The organism is Ideonella azotifigens, from assembly GCF_006519715.1.
Classification (GTDB): Bacteria; Pseudomonadota; Gammaproteobacteria; order Burkholderiales; family Burkholderiaceae_C; genus Ideonella; species Ideonella azotifigens.
The window spans coordinates 1-12,072 of record NZ_VIDT01000102.1 but is presented as its reverse complement, the minus strand read 5'-3'; the positions used below and the strand labels follow the sequence as shown (position 1 = coordinate 12,072).

Annotated in this window: 13 protein-coding genes and 2 pseudogenes; 10 read left to right on the top strand and 5 right to left on the bottom strand. The window is 67.7% G+C overall.

All coding sequences use genetic code 11. From position 1 onward, the window contains the following. The 6 genes and pseudogenes from FKP22_RS09240 to FKP22_RS09215 form a co-directional block, all read left to right on the top strand. Window positions 1-276, top strand: a pseudogene (locus tag FKP22_RS09240) (VanZ family protein); the annotation flags it as partial. Window positions 277-308: 32 nt separating this feature from the next. Beyond that, the gene (locus FKP22_RS09235) at window positions 309-635 is read left to right on the top strand and encodes a (2Fe-2S) ferredoxin domain-containing protein (protein WP_141287197.1); all 327 of its coding nucleotides are present in this window, start codon (window positions 309-311) and stop codon (window positions 633-635) included. Between the two features lie 26 nt (window positions 636-661). Then, window positions 662-1,282 carry an alpha/beta hydrolase gene (locus FKP22_RS09230; RefSeq protein ID WP_141287195.1) on the top strand — a complete coding sequence of 207 codons (621 nt, stop codon included), beginning with the start codon at window positions 662-664 and terminating at the stop codon, window positions 1,280-1,282. Window positions 1,283-1,332: 50 nt separating this feature from the next. Continuing rightward, window positions 1,333-2,493 carry a D-alanyl-D-alanine carboxypeptidase family protein gene (locus tag FKP22_RS09225; protein ID WP_141287193.1) on the top strand — a complete coding sequence of 387 codons (1,161 nt, stop codon included), beginning with the start codon at window positions 1,333-1,335 and terminating at the stop codon, window positions 2,491-2,493. A 31-nt stretch (window positions 2,494-2,524) separates the two neighbouring features. Continuing rightward, complete coding sequence (locus FKP22_RS09220; protein ID WP_141287191.1) at window positions 2,525-3,415, top strand: D-amino acid aminotransferase; 891 nt, start codon at window positions 2,525-2,527, stop codon at window positions 3,413-3,415. A gap of 56 nt (window positions 3,416-3,471) precedes the next feature. Then, the gene (locus tag FKP22_RS09215) at window positions 3,472-3,765 is read left to right on the top strand and encodes a DUF493 family protein (protein WP_141287189.1); all 294 of its coding nucleotides are present in this window, start codon (window positions 3,472-3,474) and stop codon (window positions 3,763-3,765) included. Window positions 3,766-3,808: 43 nt separating this feature from the next. Here FKP22_RS09215 and FKP22_RS09210 read toward each other — a convergent pair whose 3' ends face one another. Then, window positions 3,809-4,510: a tetratricopeptide repeat protein gene (locus FKP22_RS09210; RefSeq protein ID WP_141287187.1), complete on the bottom strand. Its 702-nt coding sequence runs from the start codon at window positions 4,508-4,510 to the stop codon at window positions 3,809-3,811. Between the two features lie 72 nt (window positions 4,511-4,582). Between FKP22_RS09210 and lipB the strand changes: the two genes are divergently transcribed. Together lipB and lipA are read left to right on the top strand one after the other, a co-directional pair. Next, window positions 4,583-5,293 carry a lipoyl(octanoyl) transferase LipB gene (gene lipB, locus FKP22_RS09205; protein ID WP_141287185.1) on the top strand — a complete coding sequence of 237 codons (711 nt, stop codon included), beginning with the start codon at window positions 4,583-4,585 and terminating at the stop codon, window positions 5,291-5,293. Window positions 5,294-5,370: 77 nt separating this feature from the next. Then, window positions 5,371-6,372 (top strand): lipoyl synthase, encoded by a 1,002-nt coding sequence (gene lipA / locus FKP22_RS09200; protein WP_141287183.1) that lies wholly within the window; start codon window positions 5,371-5,373, stop codon window positions 6,370-6,372. 116 nt (window positions 6,373-6,488) lie between these two features. On the opposite strand, the gene FKP22_RS09195 is transcribed toward lipA, so the two are convergent. The 3 genes from FKP22_RS09195 to FKP22_RS09185 all read right to left on the bottom strand — a co-directional run bounded on the left by FKP22_RS09195 (window position 6,489) and on the right by FKP22_RS09185 (window position 9,763). After that, window positions 6,489-8,636, bottom strand: a complete 2,148-nt coding sequence (locus FKP22_RS09195; protein WP_141287181.1) for a TonB-dependent receptor — start codon at window positions 8,634-8,636, stop codon at window positions 6,489-6,491. Window positions 8,637-8,814: 178 nt separating this feature from the next. Then, on the bottom strand, window positions 8,815-9,129 hold the full coding sequence (locus FKP22_RS09190; RefSeq protein ID WP_141287179.1) for a hypothetical protein: 315 nt from the start codon (window positions 9,127-9,129) through the stop codon (window positions 8,815-8,817). A 121-nt stretch (window positions 9,130-9,250) separates the two neighbouring features. Further along, window positions 9,251-9,763 (bottom strand): TlpA family protein disulfide reductase, encoded by a 513-nt coding sequence (locus tag FKP22_RS09185; RefSeq protein ID WP_141287177.1) that lies wholly within the window; start codon window positions 9,761-9,763, stop codon window positions 9,251-9,253. Between the two features lie 15 nt (window positions 9,764-9,778). On the opposite strand from FKP22_RS09185, the gene FKP22_RS09180 reads away from it, so the two are divergent. Then, a complete protein-coding gene (locus FKP22_RS09180) occupies window positions 9,779-10,459 on the top strand; it encodes a DUF4197 domain-containing protein (RefSeq protein WP_141287175.1) in 681 nt (226 codons plus the stop codon). 128 nt (window positions 10,460-10,587) lie between these two features. On the opposite strand, the gene FKP22_RS09175 is transcribed toward FKP22_RS09180, so the two are convergent. Continuing rightward, complete coding sequence (locus FKP22_RS09175; RefSeq protein ID WP_141287173.1) at window positions 10,588-11,715, bottom strand: hypothetical protein; 1,128 nt, start codon at window positions 11,713-11,715, stop codon at window positions 10,588-10,590. A gap of 136 nt (window positions 11,716-11,851) precedes the next feature. On the opposite strand from FKP22_RS09175, the pseudogene FKP22_RS09170 reads away from it, so the two are divergent. Further along, window positions 11,852-12,072 (top strand): annotated as a pseudogene (locus tag FKP22_RS09170) (hypothetical protein); the annotation flags it as partial.

Genomic DNA, 12,072 nt, shown 5'->3' with positions numbered 1-12,072 from the left:
CTGGCGGCGGCGCTGGGCATGGCGGCGCTGCTGCTGCTGGTCACGGTGGTGGCCCAGGCGCCGGCCGACCCGTATTTCTCGCTCAGCCTGCAGGCCTGGGAGCAGGGGCGCTTCATCCGCTTCCACGGGCTGGCGCAATGGATCGGCTGGTTATGGCCTTACGCGGCCATCCTGTGGCTGGCCGGGCGGGTGGCTTCGGCCGAACACATGCGGCCGATGGAACAAAGCAAGCCCGCCAGCACTCGCAGACAAGCCCGCGAGCGTGCTTCACGCTGAGCTGCACTGCCCCCACTGCCTACAATCCCGCAATGAGCTACTACAAGCATCACGTCTTCTTCTGCCTCAATGAGCGCAGCAATGGCGAGGCAAGCTGCGCCCAGCATGGCGCGCAAGCCGGCTTTGATCACTGCAAGAAGCAGGTCAAGGCACAGAAGCTGGCAGGCGTGGGCGGCGTGCGGGTCAACAAGGCCGGCTGCCTGGACCGTTGCGCTGGTGGCCCGGTCATCGTCGTCTACCCGGAAGAGACCTGGTACACCTTTGTCGACAACGAGGACATCGACGAGATCGTCGAATCACACCTCAAGAACGGCAAGCCGGTCGAGCGCCTGAAGCTGGCACCCGAGGTCGGCCGGTGAGCGCCGCTGCGGGGCTGGCGCCGCGCATGAGCGCCAATACTCAGCCGCTGCGCATAGCCGGCCCGGCCGGCGTGCTGGTGGGGGCGATGGATGAACCGGCGGCCGGCGTTGCGCTGCGCGGCGTGGTGGTGATTTGCCACCCGAACCCGCAGCAGGGCGGCACGATGGACAACAAGGTCGTGCACACCCTTGCCCGCGCTTTCCTGCAACTGGGCTACCGCGCTGTGCGCTTCAACTACCGCGGCGTGGGCGGCTCCGAAGGCGAATGGGACGAGGGTCGTGGCGAGGTCGACGACGCGCTGGCGGTGATCGCTGCGCAGCGCGACCCGGCGCTGCCGCTGGCGCTGGCCGGCTTCTCGTTTGGCGGCTACATCGTCTCGCATGCTGCCCAGCGTCTTGCCGACGATGCCAAGGCCGAGCGGCTGGTGCTGGTCGGCCCTGCGACCTCGCGCTTCGACATGACCACCGTGCCGGCCGACACGCTGGTGATCCACGGCGAGACCGACGACGTCGTGCCGCTGTCGGCCACTTTCGACTGGGCCCGCCCGCAGTCGCTGCCCGTCGTGGTGGTGCCTGGCGTGGGCCATTTCTTTCACGGGCAGCTGCCGCTGCTCAAATCGCTTGTGGTGAACGCCTGGCGCGCTTGAACGCGCCTCGTCGACTGCCCGGGCTTTGACGACCTTTTGGGTCCTTGCTGATGAAATCCCTGCATTCCCTGTTGCTCGGCGCCACCATGGCGCTGGGCGTGACCCTGAGCGCCCATGCCCAGGCGCCACAGCCACCCGAAATCGCTTCGCGTGGCTACCTGCTGATCGACATGACGGCCAACCAGGTGCTGGCCGAGCGCAATGCCGACGCCCAGGCCGAACCCGCCTCGCTGACCAAGCTGATGACGGCCTACGTGGTCTTTGGCGCGTTGCGGGAAAAGAAGCTTTCGCTGGAGCAGCGCCTGCCGGTTTCGGAGCGGGCCTGGAAGGAGAGAAAGGGTGGCGGCTCGCTGATGTTCATCGACACCACGATGACGCCAACGGTAGACGAACTGTTGCGCGGCCTGATCGTGCAGTCGGGCAATGATGCTTCGGTGGCGCTGGCCGAAGGCGTTTCCGGCAGTGTCGAGGCCTTTGTGGCGGTGATGAACCGGCAGGCCCAGGCCTGGGGCCTGACGCACACCTCGTTCAAGAACGTGACCGGACTGACCGAAGCCGGCCACTACAGCACGGCGCGCGACCTGGCAGTGATCGCCCAGCACATCATCCGCGACTTTCCCGAGCGCTACCCGTACTACTCGATGAAGGAGTACACGTACAACAACATCAAGCAGCCCAACCGCAACTTGCTGCTGGGCCGCGACGCGACCGTTGACGGCATGAAGACCGGCTACACCGACGCGGCAGGCTACTGCCTGCTGGCCTCGGCCCAGCGCGACTTCCCGAACGGCAAGCGCCGGCTGATGTCGGTGGTGATGGGGGCGGAGTCCATGCAGGGCCGGGCCAACGAGAGCCAGAAGCTGCTGAACTGGGGCTACACCAACTTCGACGCGGTGCGCCTGTTCGAGGCCGGCAAGGCCATGGCCACGGTGCCGGTGTGGAAGGGCAAGAGCCCCGAAGTGAAGCTGGGCAGCGAAGGCGCGGTGTTCGTGGCCGTGCCCAAGGGTGAGGGCGACCGCCTGAAGACGGCCGTCGAGCGCACCGACCCGCTGGTCGCGCCGCTGACCCAGGGCCAGCGCGTCGGCACGCTGAAGGTCACCACGGCCGGCGGTGCGCCGGTCGCTTCGGTGCCGCTGGTGGTGCTGGAAGAAGTGCCGCAGGCCGGCATCTTCGGCCGTGCCTGGGATGCCATCCGCCTTTGGATCAAGTAATCTCCAGGCCTACGCCCCTGCGGAGATCCCGATGACCGTGCTGCCCGATACCCTGTGCGAGCTGAACGGCGAGCTGCTGCCGCTGTCCCAGGCCAAAGTTTCGGTCATGGACCGCGGCTTCCTGTTCGGCGACGGCGTCTACGAGGCCATGCCGGTCTACGGTCGCCAGCTGTTCCGCTTCGACGAGCACATGGCACGGCTGGCGCGCAACCTCGACAAGCTGCGCATGGCTTCGCCAACGGATCGAGACGGCTGGCTGGCGCGGCTGCGCCGGGTCATCGCCGCGCATCCGGCCGAGGACCAGGTGGTCTACCTGCAGGTCACGCGCGGCGTGGCGCTGCGCGACCATGTGATGCCGGTGGACATAGCGCCCACGGTCTTCATCATGAGCAACGCCATGAAACCGGTGCCGGCCGAGCTGCGCCACCAGGGCGTGGCCTGCGTCACCGCGCGCGACTTCCGCTGGGAGCGGGGCGACATCAAGAGCATCTCGCTGCTGGGCAATGTGCTGGCACGGCAAGTTTCGGCCGATGCGGGCGCCGCCGAAACCCTGCTGCTGCGCGACGGGCTGCCGGGCGGCCCGTGGCTCACCGAGGCTTCCACCTGCAATGCCTGGATCGTGCAGGAGGGTGCGCTCTTGGGCCCACCGATGAACGAACACGTGCTGGAAGGCATTCGGGTGCAGCTGCTGCGCGAGCTGTGCGAGGAAGAGGGCATTGCCTTCAACCTGCGGCCAATCAGCGAATCCGACCTGCGCGCCGCCGACGAAGTGCTGCTCAGCTCCACCGGCAAGGAAGTGCTGGCCGTGACCAAGCTGGACGGCGAGGCCGTGGGCCATGGCGCGCTGCGCGGCAAGCCCGGCCCGGTCTACGGCCGCCTCTACGAAGCCTACCAAAGGGCCAAGCGCGAACAGTGCGCCTGAGCGGCGCTGCGGCGCGCCAACTTGCAAGTCGCAACGGCGGCCTTATCTATCCGGTCATGTCGACCAACACCATGTCTTCCTACATCCCGCCCGAGCAATCGCTGATCGAGTACCCCAGCGCCTTCCCGATCAAGGTGATGGGCGCGCACGTCGACGGTTTTGTCGACGCCATCGTCTCGGTGGCACTGCAGTTCGACCCCGGCTTCGACCCCGAAACCGTCGAGAAGCGGCCCAGCAAGGGTGGCAACTACCTGGGCGTCACCATCACCGTGACGGCGACCAGCCGCGAGCAGCTCGACGAGCTCTACCGCACGCTGACCACGCACCCGATGGTCAAGATCGTGCTCTGAGCACTTTTGGCGGTCCCGGAAAGCGGCGCTTCGGCGCCGTTTTTCATTTCGGCGCAGTCGCCGCTTCGGCCGCGGCCTTGGCGTCCAGCTCCTTGACCTTGTACGGCGCCGCCTCGTCGCCGGCTGCCGCGGCCCCGGCGTACCAGTAGCGCGCCAGCCGCAGGTCCTGCGGCACGCCGTCGCCCTTCTCGTACAGCGAGGCAAGGATGTACATCGCACCCATGTCGCCGCCATTGGCCGCCTGGCGGTACCACTGCGCAGCCTGGCTGCTGTCCGGCGGCGTGCCTCGGCCCATCAGGTAGGCGGTGCCGGCAGCGACCGCGCCGTCCACGCTGCCGGATTCGGCCGACAGTTGGTACCAGGCCAACGCCTGCACCAGGTCCTGCTTGCCCAGCTTGCCGCTCTCGAACAGTTCGCCCAGCGCGTATTGCGAGGTCACGAAGCCACGCTGCGCAGCCATCAGCAGCAACTCGCGCGCGGTTTCCACGTTGCTGTCCGGCAGTTCGCCGCGCAGGTGCATCGCGGCCAGGTCGTGCATCGCGCCCGGGTGGCCTTGTTTCGCCAGCACGCCGAAGGCCTGCGCGGCAGCGGTCAGGTCGCCTTGCACATACAGCGTCAGCGCCGCATCGAATGGGTCTGGCGCGGTGGCCTGCGCGGCACCGGCCTCGAGCGGCAGCGCGGCCATGGTGACGAGGGCGGCAGCGCTCAGCAGGCGGCGGATTCGTGCGGTGGCTTGCGGCAACATGCCATGACGATAGCGCGGCTGGCTTGACCTTCGCCGGCGCCCGGTTGGTCCGATGTCGGACAATTGCAAGCCATGTCGACCGCCACGCTTGCTCCGTTCCCGCCGCCGCTGCTGCGCGACTGGGGCCGCGTGCCCTACGAGCAGACCTTTGCCGCGATGCGCGCCTTCACCGAGGCCCGCGGCCTGGACACACCCGACGAGTTCTGGCAGGTCGAGCACCCGCCCGTGTTCACCCAGGGTGTGGCCGGCAAGCCCGAGCATGTGCTGGGCGCCGGCGACATCGCGGTCGTGCAGAGCAACCGCGGCGGCCAGGTGACCTACCACGGGCCCGGCCAGGTGATCGTCTACCCGCTGGTGGACCTGCGCCGGCTGGGCATCTTCGTCAAGGAATACGTGTTCCGCCTCGAAGCCGCCGTGATCCAGACGCTGGAACGCTTCGGCGTGCTGGGCTTTCGCGTGAGCGGCGCGCCGGGCATCTACGTGAACCTGGCCGACCCGTTCAACGCGGCATTGCCAGCCGGCCCGCGGCTGGATGAATTCGCAGGCCTGGGCAAGATTGCCGCGCTGGGCATCAAGGTCAGCCAGCACTGCACGTACCATGGCGTATCGCTCAACGTGGCGATGGACCTGGAACCGTTCCAGCGCATCAACCCCTGCGGCTACGCAGGGCTGCAAACGGTCGACCTCGCTACACTGGGCGTGCGTGCAGAGCCGGCCGAAGTCTCGGCCCTGCTGTGCGAGCGGCTGCGCCAGCACCTGAGCCCACCCGCTTCGGCGCCCTGAGTGGCGCCACCTGCCAGCCGCCGCCAGCCCTGTCCCTGTCCTCCAGCGCCTCGCGCGCCAGCCCTTGCAAGGCCTCCATGTCCACCGACAACGTCACCCACGAAGCCAAGACCGGCGCCGATTACGATGCCAGCGCCAAGCAGAAGGCCCAGGCCAAGACGGCGCGCATCCCGATCAAGATCGTGCCGGCCGGCGAGATGCTGAAGAAGCCGGACTGGATCCGCGTCAAGGCCGGCTCGCCGACCACGCGCTTCTACGAGATCAAGCAGATCCTGCGCGAGCACAAGCTGCACACCGTCTGCGAAGAAGCTTCTTGCCCGAACATTGGCGAATGCTTCGGCAAGGGCACGGCGACCTTCATGATCATGGGCGACAAGTGCACCCGGCGCTGCCCGTTTTGCGACGTGGGCCACGGCCGGCCCGATCCGCTGGACGTGGACGAGCCGATGAACCTGGCCAAGACGATTGCCGCGCTGAAGCTGAAGTACGTGGTCATCACCAGCGTGGACCGCGACGACCTGCGCGACGGCGGTGCCGGCCATTTCGCCGATTGCATCCGCCAGGTGCGCGAGCTGTCGCCGCAGACGCAGATCGAGGTGTTGGTGCCCGACTTCCGCGGCCGCATGGACCGCGCGCTGGACATCCTGAAGGCCGCGCCGCCGGACGTGATGAACCACAACCTCGAAACCGCGCCGCGCCTGTACAAGGAAGCGCGCCCGGGGTCGGACTATCAGTTCAGCCTGAACCTGCTCAAGCGCTTCAAGGAAGCCGTGCCGGGCGTGCCGACCAAGAGCGGCATCATGGTCGGCCTGGGCGAAACCGACGAAGAGATCCTGCAGGTGATGCGCGACATGCGCGCGCACAACATCGACATGCTGACCATTGGCCAGTACCTGGCGCCCAGCGGCCACCACCTGCCGGTCAAGCGTTACGTGCACCCGGATACTTTCAAGATGTTCGAAGAGGAGGCCTACAAGATGGGCTTCACGCACGCTGCCGTGGGCGCGATGGTGCGTTCCAGCTACCACGCGGACCAGCAGGCCGCGCATGCCGGCGTGGGCGCCATCGAAGCGAACTGAGCGGCGGTCCGGACGCAAGCCCGGACCTGGGGCACTCTCAAGAAAACGCCGGGCCGCTCCCAAGTTTTCTTGACCCCCTCGGGGGGCCTGACGCGAAGCGGCAGGTCCGGGGGCGCTCAGAATGACTTGCTGATGCCCGCCAGCACCGTGCGGCGCTGCGCATATTGCGGCGCGCCGACGCCAATGCCCGAGCCGTCGCGGATCTGGTAGATCCGGTCGAACACATTCAGCGCCGACAGGCGCAGGTCCACCGGGCCGACCGCCGTGCCCAGGTCGAAGCTGCGGTGCGCCGACAGGTTGACCTGCGTGTAGCTGGGTAGGTGGCTGCTGTTGGCAAAGCCGTTGCGCAGGCCGCTGCCGAACAGCAGGTCGGCCGAGGTCGACAAGCCGTTGGCCCACTGGTAGCTGGCACCGGCTGACGCCGTGGTCGCCTGGTCGTGGTCCAGGTGCACCCAGTTCGAGTTGATGTAGTCGATCTCATCCTGCTCGAAGTTGAACTGGCCGGTTTCCAGCCCCTTGCCGAGTGCCCGCGCAAACGCCACGTTGGCATAGGCGCTGAAGGCTTCGTCGCGGTAGCTGGCCGAGAGTTCCAGCCCGTAGACGCGGGCGTGGCTGTAGTTGAAGGCCGAGTAGATCAGCGCGTTGCCGAACTGGCCCTCGTCCTGCAGGTGGCGCACCTGGCGGTAGTAGCCGTCCACGCCCACGGTCAGGTGGCTGTCGATCTGCCGCTCGAGGCCGATGTCGTAGTAGTTCGAGCGCTCGGAGCGCACGGCGGTGTTGGCGTCCGACGGCAGCGCATTGGTCGTGCCCTGGAATTTCTGGATCGAGGTCTGGTCGATCTGCTCGGTGGGCGGCGGAGTGAAGTAGCGCGAGTAGCCGGCGTGCACGCGGGTCATCGCGTCGATGTCGTAGACCAGGCCCACGCGCGGGCTCAGCTGCTGCTCGTCGACGACGGTGCGCACCTGGTCGAAACGCAGGCCGTAGTTGACCGTCAGCGCCTTGACCGGTTGCCACTGGTCCTGCAGGTAGGCGCCCCAGGTGTGGCCCTTGAGCTGCGCGTCGTCGGAGATGCTGAGCGGCTGGTCGCTGGTCTGGTTGCCGTCGCCATCGGCCGGGAAGACCAGCGAGTCGTTGCGCGTCGCGCCTTTTTCGGACTGGTAGAACACGCCGCCGCGCAACGTGTGGGTGGCATTCAGGTGCCAGCTGGCATCGGCCTGCAGGCCGGCCGCGCGGTTGCTGCGCGCCACATCGGCAGCCACGCCGTTGAAGGCCAGGTCGCCGACCTCGTCGGGGCGGTAGTGCACGTCGGTGTAGCGGCTGAACAGGGCGACCTGGTAGTCCACGTCCTGGCCCAAGCTGCTCTGCAGCGACAGCACGCCGAAGTGGTTGCGCTCCTTCTGCCGCGCGTCCAGCGTCGCGGAGTCGATATTGTCGTGGCCGGCGAGCGAATAGTCGGGTGTCTGGCCGGCGACGTTGGGGATCTGGAAGCGGTTGTTGGCCGCACCCAGGATCAGGTTCACGCGGGTCTCGGGCGTCAGCACATAGGAGAAATAGCCGAAGCCGTTGCCTTGCTGGGTTTCGTCGTGCAGCGCGTGGCGCGAAGACGTCGGGTTCTCGATGCCTTGGTCGTCGTGCATCGCCGAGCCGACCATGTAGTAGCTCAGCGCGCCGACGCTACCGCCCAGTTCCAGGCTGCCTTCGCGGTGGCCGTTGCTGCCGCCCAGCAGGCTGATCTGCCCGCCGTTCTGCTGGTTCGCGCCTTTGGAATGGATGTCCACCACGCCGGCCGTGCGGTAGCCGTACTGCGCCGGCAGCGCGCCGGTCAGCACCTGGATCTGGTCGGCAAAACGCGTCTCCAGCGCCTGGCCGAAGCCGCCGATGGCCTCGGGGATCACGATGCCGTCGATGCGGTACTGCAGATCCGCGTGGTCACCGCGCACGTGTAGCTGGCCGTAGGAGTCCTGCACCACGCCGGGCGCCTGCAGGATGACCTGGTTCAGCGGCGTGTCGGCGCCCATCGGCAGCTTGGCGATGTCCTGCTGGTCGAAGCGGTAGATGGAACTGCCGGTGTCGGGCGACAGGCCGTTGCGCGCGGCGTCCAGGCGCTGGCGCTGGGAGGAGATTTCGACCCGCTGCGGCGCTGGTGCGGCGGTGGTCGAGCCGCCATCTGTGGCGGCGACGGTCTGCGCGCGGACGGGCAGGGCGAGCAAGGGATAGGCGAGCGCCAACGCGAGCGCCAGGCCCGTGCGAGAAGGGGTGAACATGCAAACAGCTCCTCTGTCGCGGGCCTGAGTGGAGCGGCCCGCGAGCAGTCGATTCATCGAGTGAGGTGCACCGCGGCGCAGCGCTTGGCCCGTCCGAAAACAGGGCAGGCGAGCGGCGCGCGCAGGTGCAGACAGCGCCCGGCACTGGTGAAGCACCAGACCGGGCGTCAGGACGACTTCAGAGGAGGATCGGAGGGTCCCGGGCGCTGTGCGCGGGGACGTCGGCGTCGCGGGCTCGGAAGGTCCGTGAGGTGACCCATGGGTGCGTGGCGGGCGGCAGTTGCAGCGACGGGACCGAGGTCGCGACGAAGCTGGCCACTTGCGCGAAGGCAAGGCAGTCGTCGCAGGCGCTGCCTGCGACATGCACCTTGCCGGTCAGACCAGACGCCGACTGCGGGCTGGTGGCCAGGTGGCCGATCTCGTGCAGCACCGCGCCCTGCTGAGCCAACAGCAGGAACAGCGAGAGCCACAGGGAAGACCAGATCTTGCGCACGGCCGGAATTGTGCCCGCAAGGCGCAGACAAGGTGAACTCAAAGTTTCCGACGCTCGTGGGGGATGGTCCACGGATGCACGATGTGCCGAATGGTGGGGTCGCGCCAGGCGGCACGGGACCTCAGGCGCTCTTCTCGGCGATTAGCTCGCCAATCAGCTGGTGCAGCGAGGCGAAATCGGGCTCGCCGACGAATTTCTTGACGATGCGGCCCTGCTTGTCGATCAGGAAGGTGGTGGGCGTGAGCTGCACCTTGCCGAATTGCTGGGCGATGGCGCCGGTGTTGTCGATGGCCACATTGAACGGCAGCTGGCGCGACTTGGCGAAGTTGTCGACGTACATCGGCGGGTCGTAGCTCATGGCCACGGCCAGCGTGTCGAAGGCCTGGCCCTTGAACTTCTCGTGCGTGGCGATGATGTTGGGCATCTCGTGCACGCAGGTCGTGCAGCTGGTGGCCCAGAAGTTCACCAGCATCACCTTGCCGCGCTGGCCGGCGAGATTGGCCTGGCGGCCATCCAGCAGGGTGTAATGCACGTCAGGCGCGCTTTCGCGTGCCGCGCAGCCGGCCAGCAGGCCACTGAACGGCAGCGTTGCCAGCAGGCTGGCACTCAGAGCAAGATGACGGCGTCTGTCCATGGGGAGAACCTTCGTATGAAGCGCAGAGAGTTTACGGCGACGGCCGGCATGCTGCTGGCCGGCATGAGCGGCACCCGCGTCGCCGAGGCGGCTTTCCTCAGCGAGGCCGATGCTTCGCTGGGCGTGAAAACCGCGTTGCAGCGCGGCGCGGAGGCTGCGGTCGGCCTGCTGGGCCAGACCGATGGCTTCCTCGGCAACCCGAAGGTGCGCATCCCGCTGCCCGGCATCCTCAACGATGCGGCACAGCTGCTGAGGCTTTCGGGCCAGCAGAAGAAGGTGGATGAATTGATCACTGCGATGAACCGAGCGGCCGAGGCCGCCGTGCCGCAGGCGCGCGAGCTGCTGGTGGCGGCGGTGAAAGGCATGTCGGTGCAGGACGGGCTGAAGATCGTGCGCGGCGGCGACACCTCGGTCACCGACTTCTTCGCCACCAAGACACGCCTGCCGCTGGGCGAGAAGTTCCTGCCCATCGTCACGCAGGCGACCGAAAAGGTCTCGCTGGCGAGCAAGTACAACGCGGTTGCCGGCCAGGCCATGGGCTTTGGCCTGGTGAAGAAGGAGGACGCCAACGTGCAGGTCTACGTGACGCGCAAGGCGCTGGACGGGCTGTACCTGATGATTGGCGAAGAGGAAAAGAAGATCCGCCGCGATCCGGTTGGCACCGGCAGCGCGATCCTTCAAAAGGTCTTCGGCTAGGAGGCTAGGAGGCTAGGAGCTGGGGCACCCGGTCCCATGAGTACCTGAGACCACCCGCCGGGCGGGTCGCGCAGGCCGCTTTGGGGCGGCCCGGCGCCGGCCTGCGGGCGCGCGCTCGTCTCGCCAACTCAGCTGTTTCGCGTCAGCTCGAAGATCAGCGCGGAAGGCAGGTACTGCAGTACCGCGTGGCGGCCGATCTGGGCCTGGCGCTGGGCGCTGTCGGTCGAGAGCTGGCAGTGGTCGCCTTCTTCGGCGATCTCGATGCAGACGAAGTCGGGCTGCTCGGCGGCCAGCAATTCGCGCAGGCGGGTGAAGCGCTGGCCGGCGAGCACCGATTCGCAAATGATGCCGTGCGGCAGCGTTTCGCGGCAGAAGCGTTCAGCCTCTTCGACCGAACTCACAAAGTCCAGCACCAGCCCCATGTGACGCACGGCTTCCCGGATGTCCGAGCGCAGGTCGCGCCGGCCGGCGAGCACCAGCAAGTGGCTGCCGGCCAGCGGCTTGGAGTCCAGCGAGGGGCCGAAGCCGGAGGACAGCGGGTCCGGATCGGGCGCGGATGCGCTGACATCCGGCGCGGCGGGCTGCAGCGTGTGGGTGAACTCCAGCAGCAGCGTGCAGCTGCCGGGGCTGTCCAGCCGCTCGATGCGCAACTCCAGCGCCCAGGCGATCTGTTCGACCAGGCGCCACGCCAGGCCATTGGGCGGGCCCGGGTGGCGCAGTGGGAAGTGGCAGCGCAGGCAGGCGTTGGGCGGCCAGGGCAGCAGCTCCAGCCGGCATTCGATGTGGCCCTGCGCGTGCGGGAGGGCCCAGTCCAGCATGGCCTGCAACAGCGCGTGCAGCAGGCTGGCGTCGGCCAGCACCGAGGCCGGTTGCATGGCGGGGCGCAACTCGATGCCGCTGGCGCTGGCGGCCGGGCCGTGTTGCTGCAGCAGCTCGCGCAGCGTCTGCGTCAGGTTCACTTCCTCGGCGCTTTGGTTCACACCGCCGGAGGCGATGCGCGAGAGCTGCTGGCCGACCATGCCAAGGCGGCGCGCACGGCCGATCTCTTCTGTCAGCTGCTGCAGGCCGTTGCGGTCGATGCGACCAGTGCTGGTCAGCTGGTTCACGCGTTCCAGTGCGTCCGACATCGTCTGCCCGACTTCGCTGCCCATCTCGTCAATGACCTGCAGCCAGTGCGAGGGCAAGGCTGCGGCCTGGCCTTCTGGCAGGGTGTTCGTCGCGGCGAGGTGCAAGCCGCCGGGCAGCGGATTGTTCATCGTGGCCATGGTCTAGGGGAGGGAGCGGGGCAGTGTGCGCCCCTGGGGGGACGCTTGCCAAGCGCTTACATTCCTACGAATGAGGGATGCGACGCCGCGGAAGCGGACTTTGTTCACGGTTGGCGCTTGCTTGGCGATGAGCGGCTGCTCGCCGGCGCTGGATTGGCGCGAGGGCCGTGTGGTCGATGCCAGCCTGCAGTTTGTGCTGCCGTGCCGGCCCGACCATCACGAGCGTGTGCTGCCACTGGCGGGTGTGCCGGTGCGTCTGCAGATGCAGGTCTGCGAGGCCGAGGGCCAGACCTTTGCGGTCAGCGTGGCCGACATGGGGGAGCCGGCCAGGGTCGGCCCGGCGCTGCA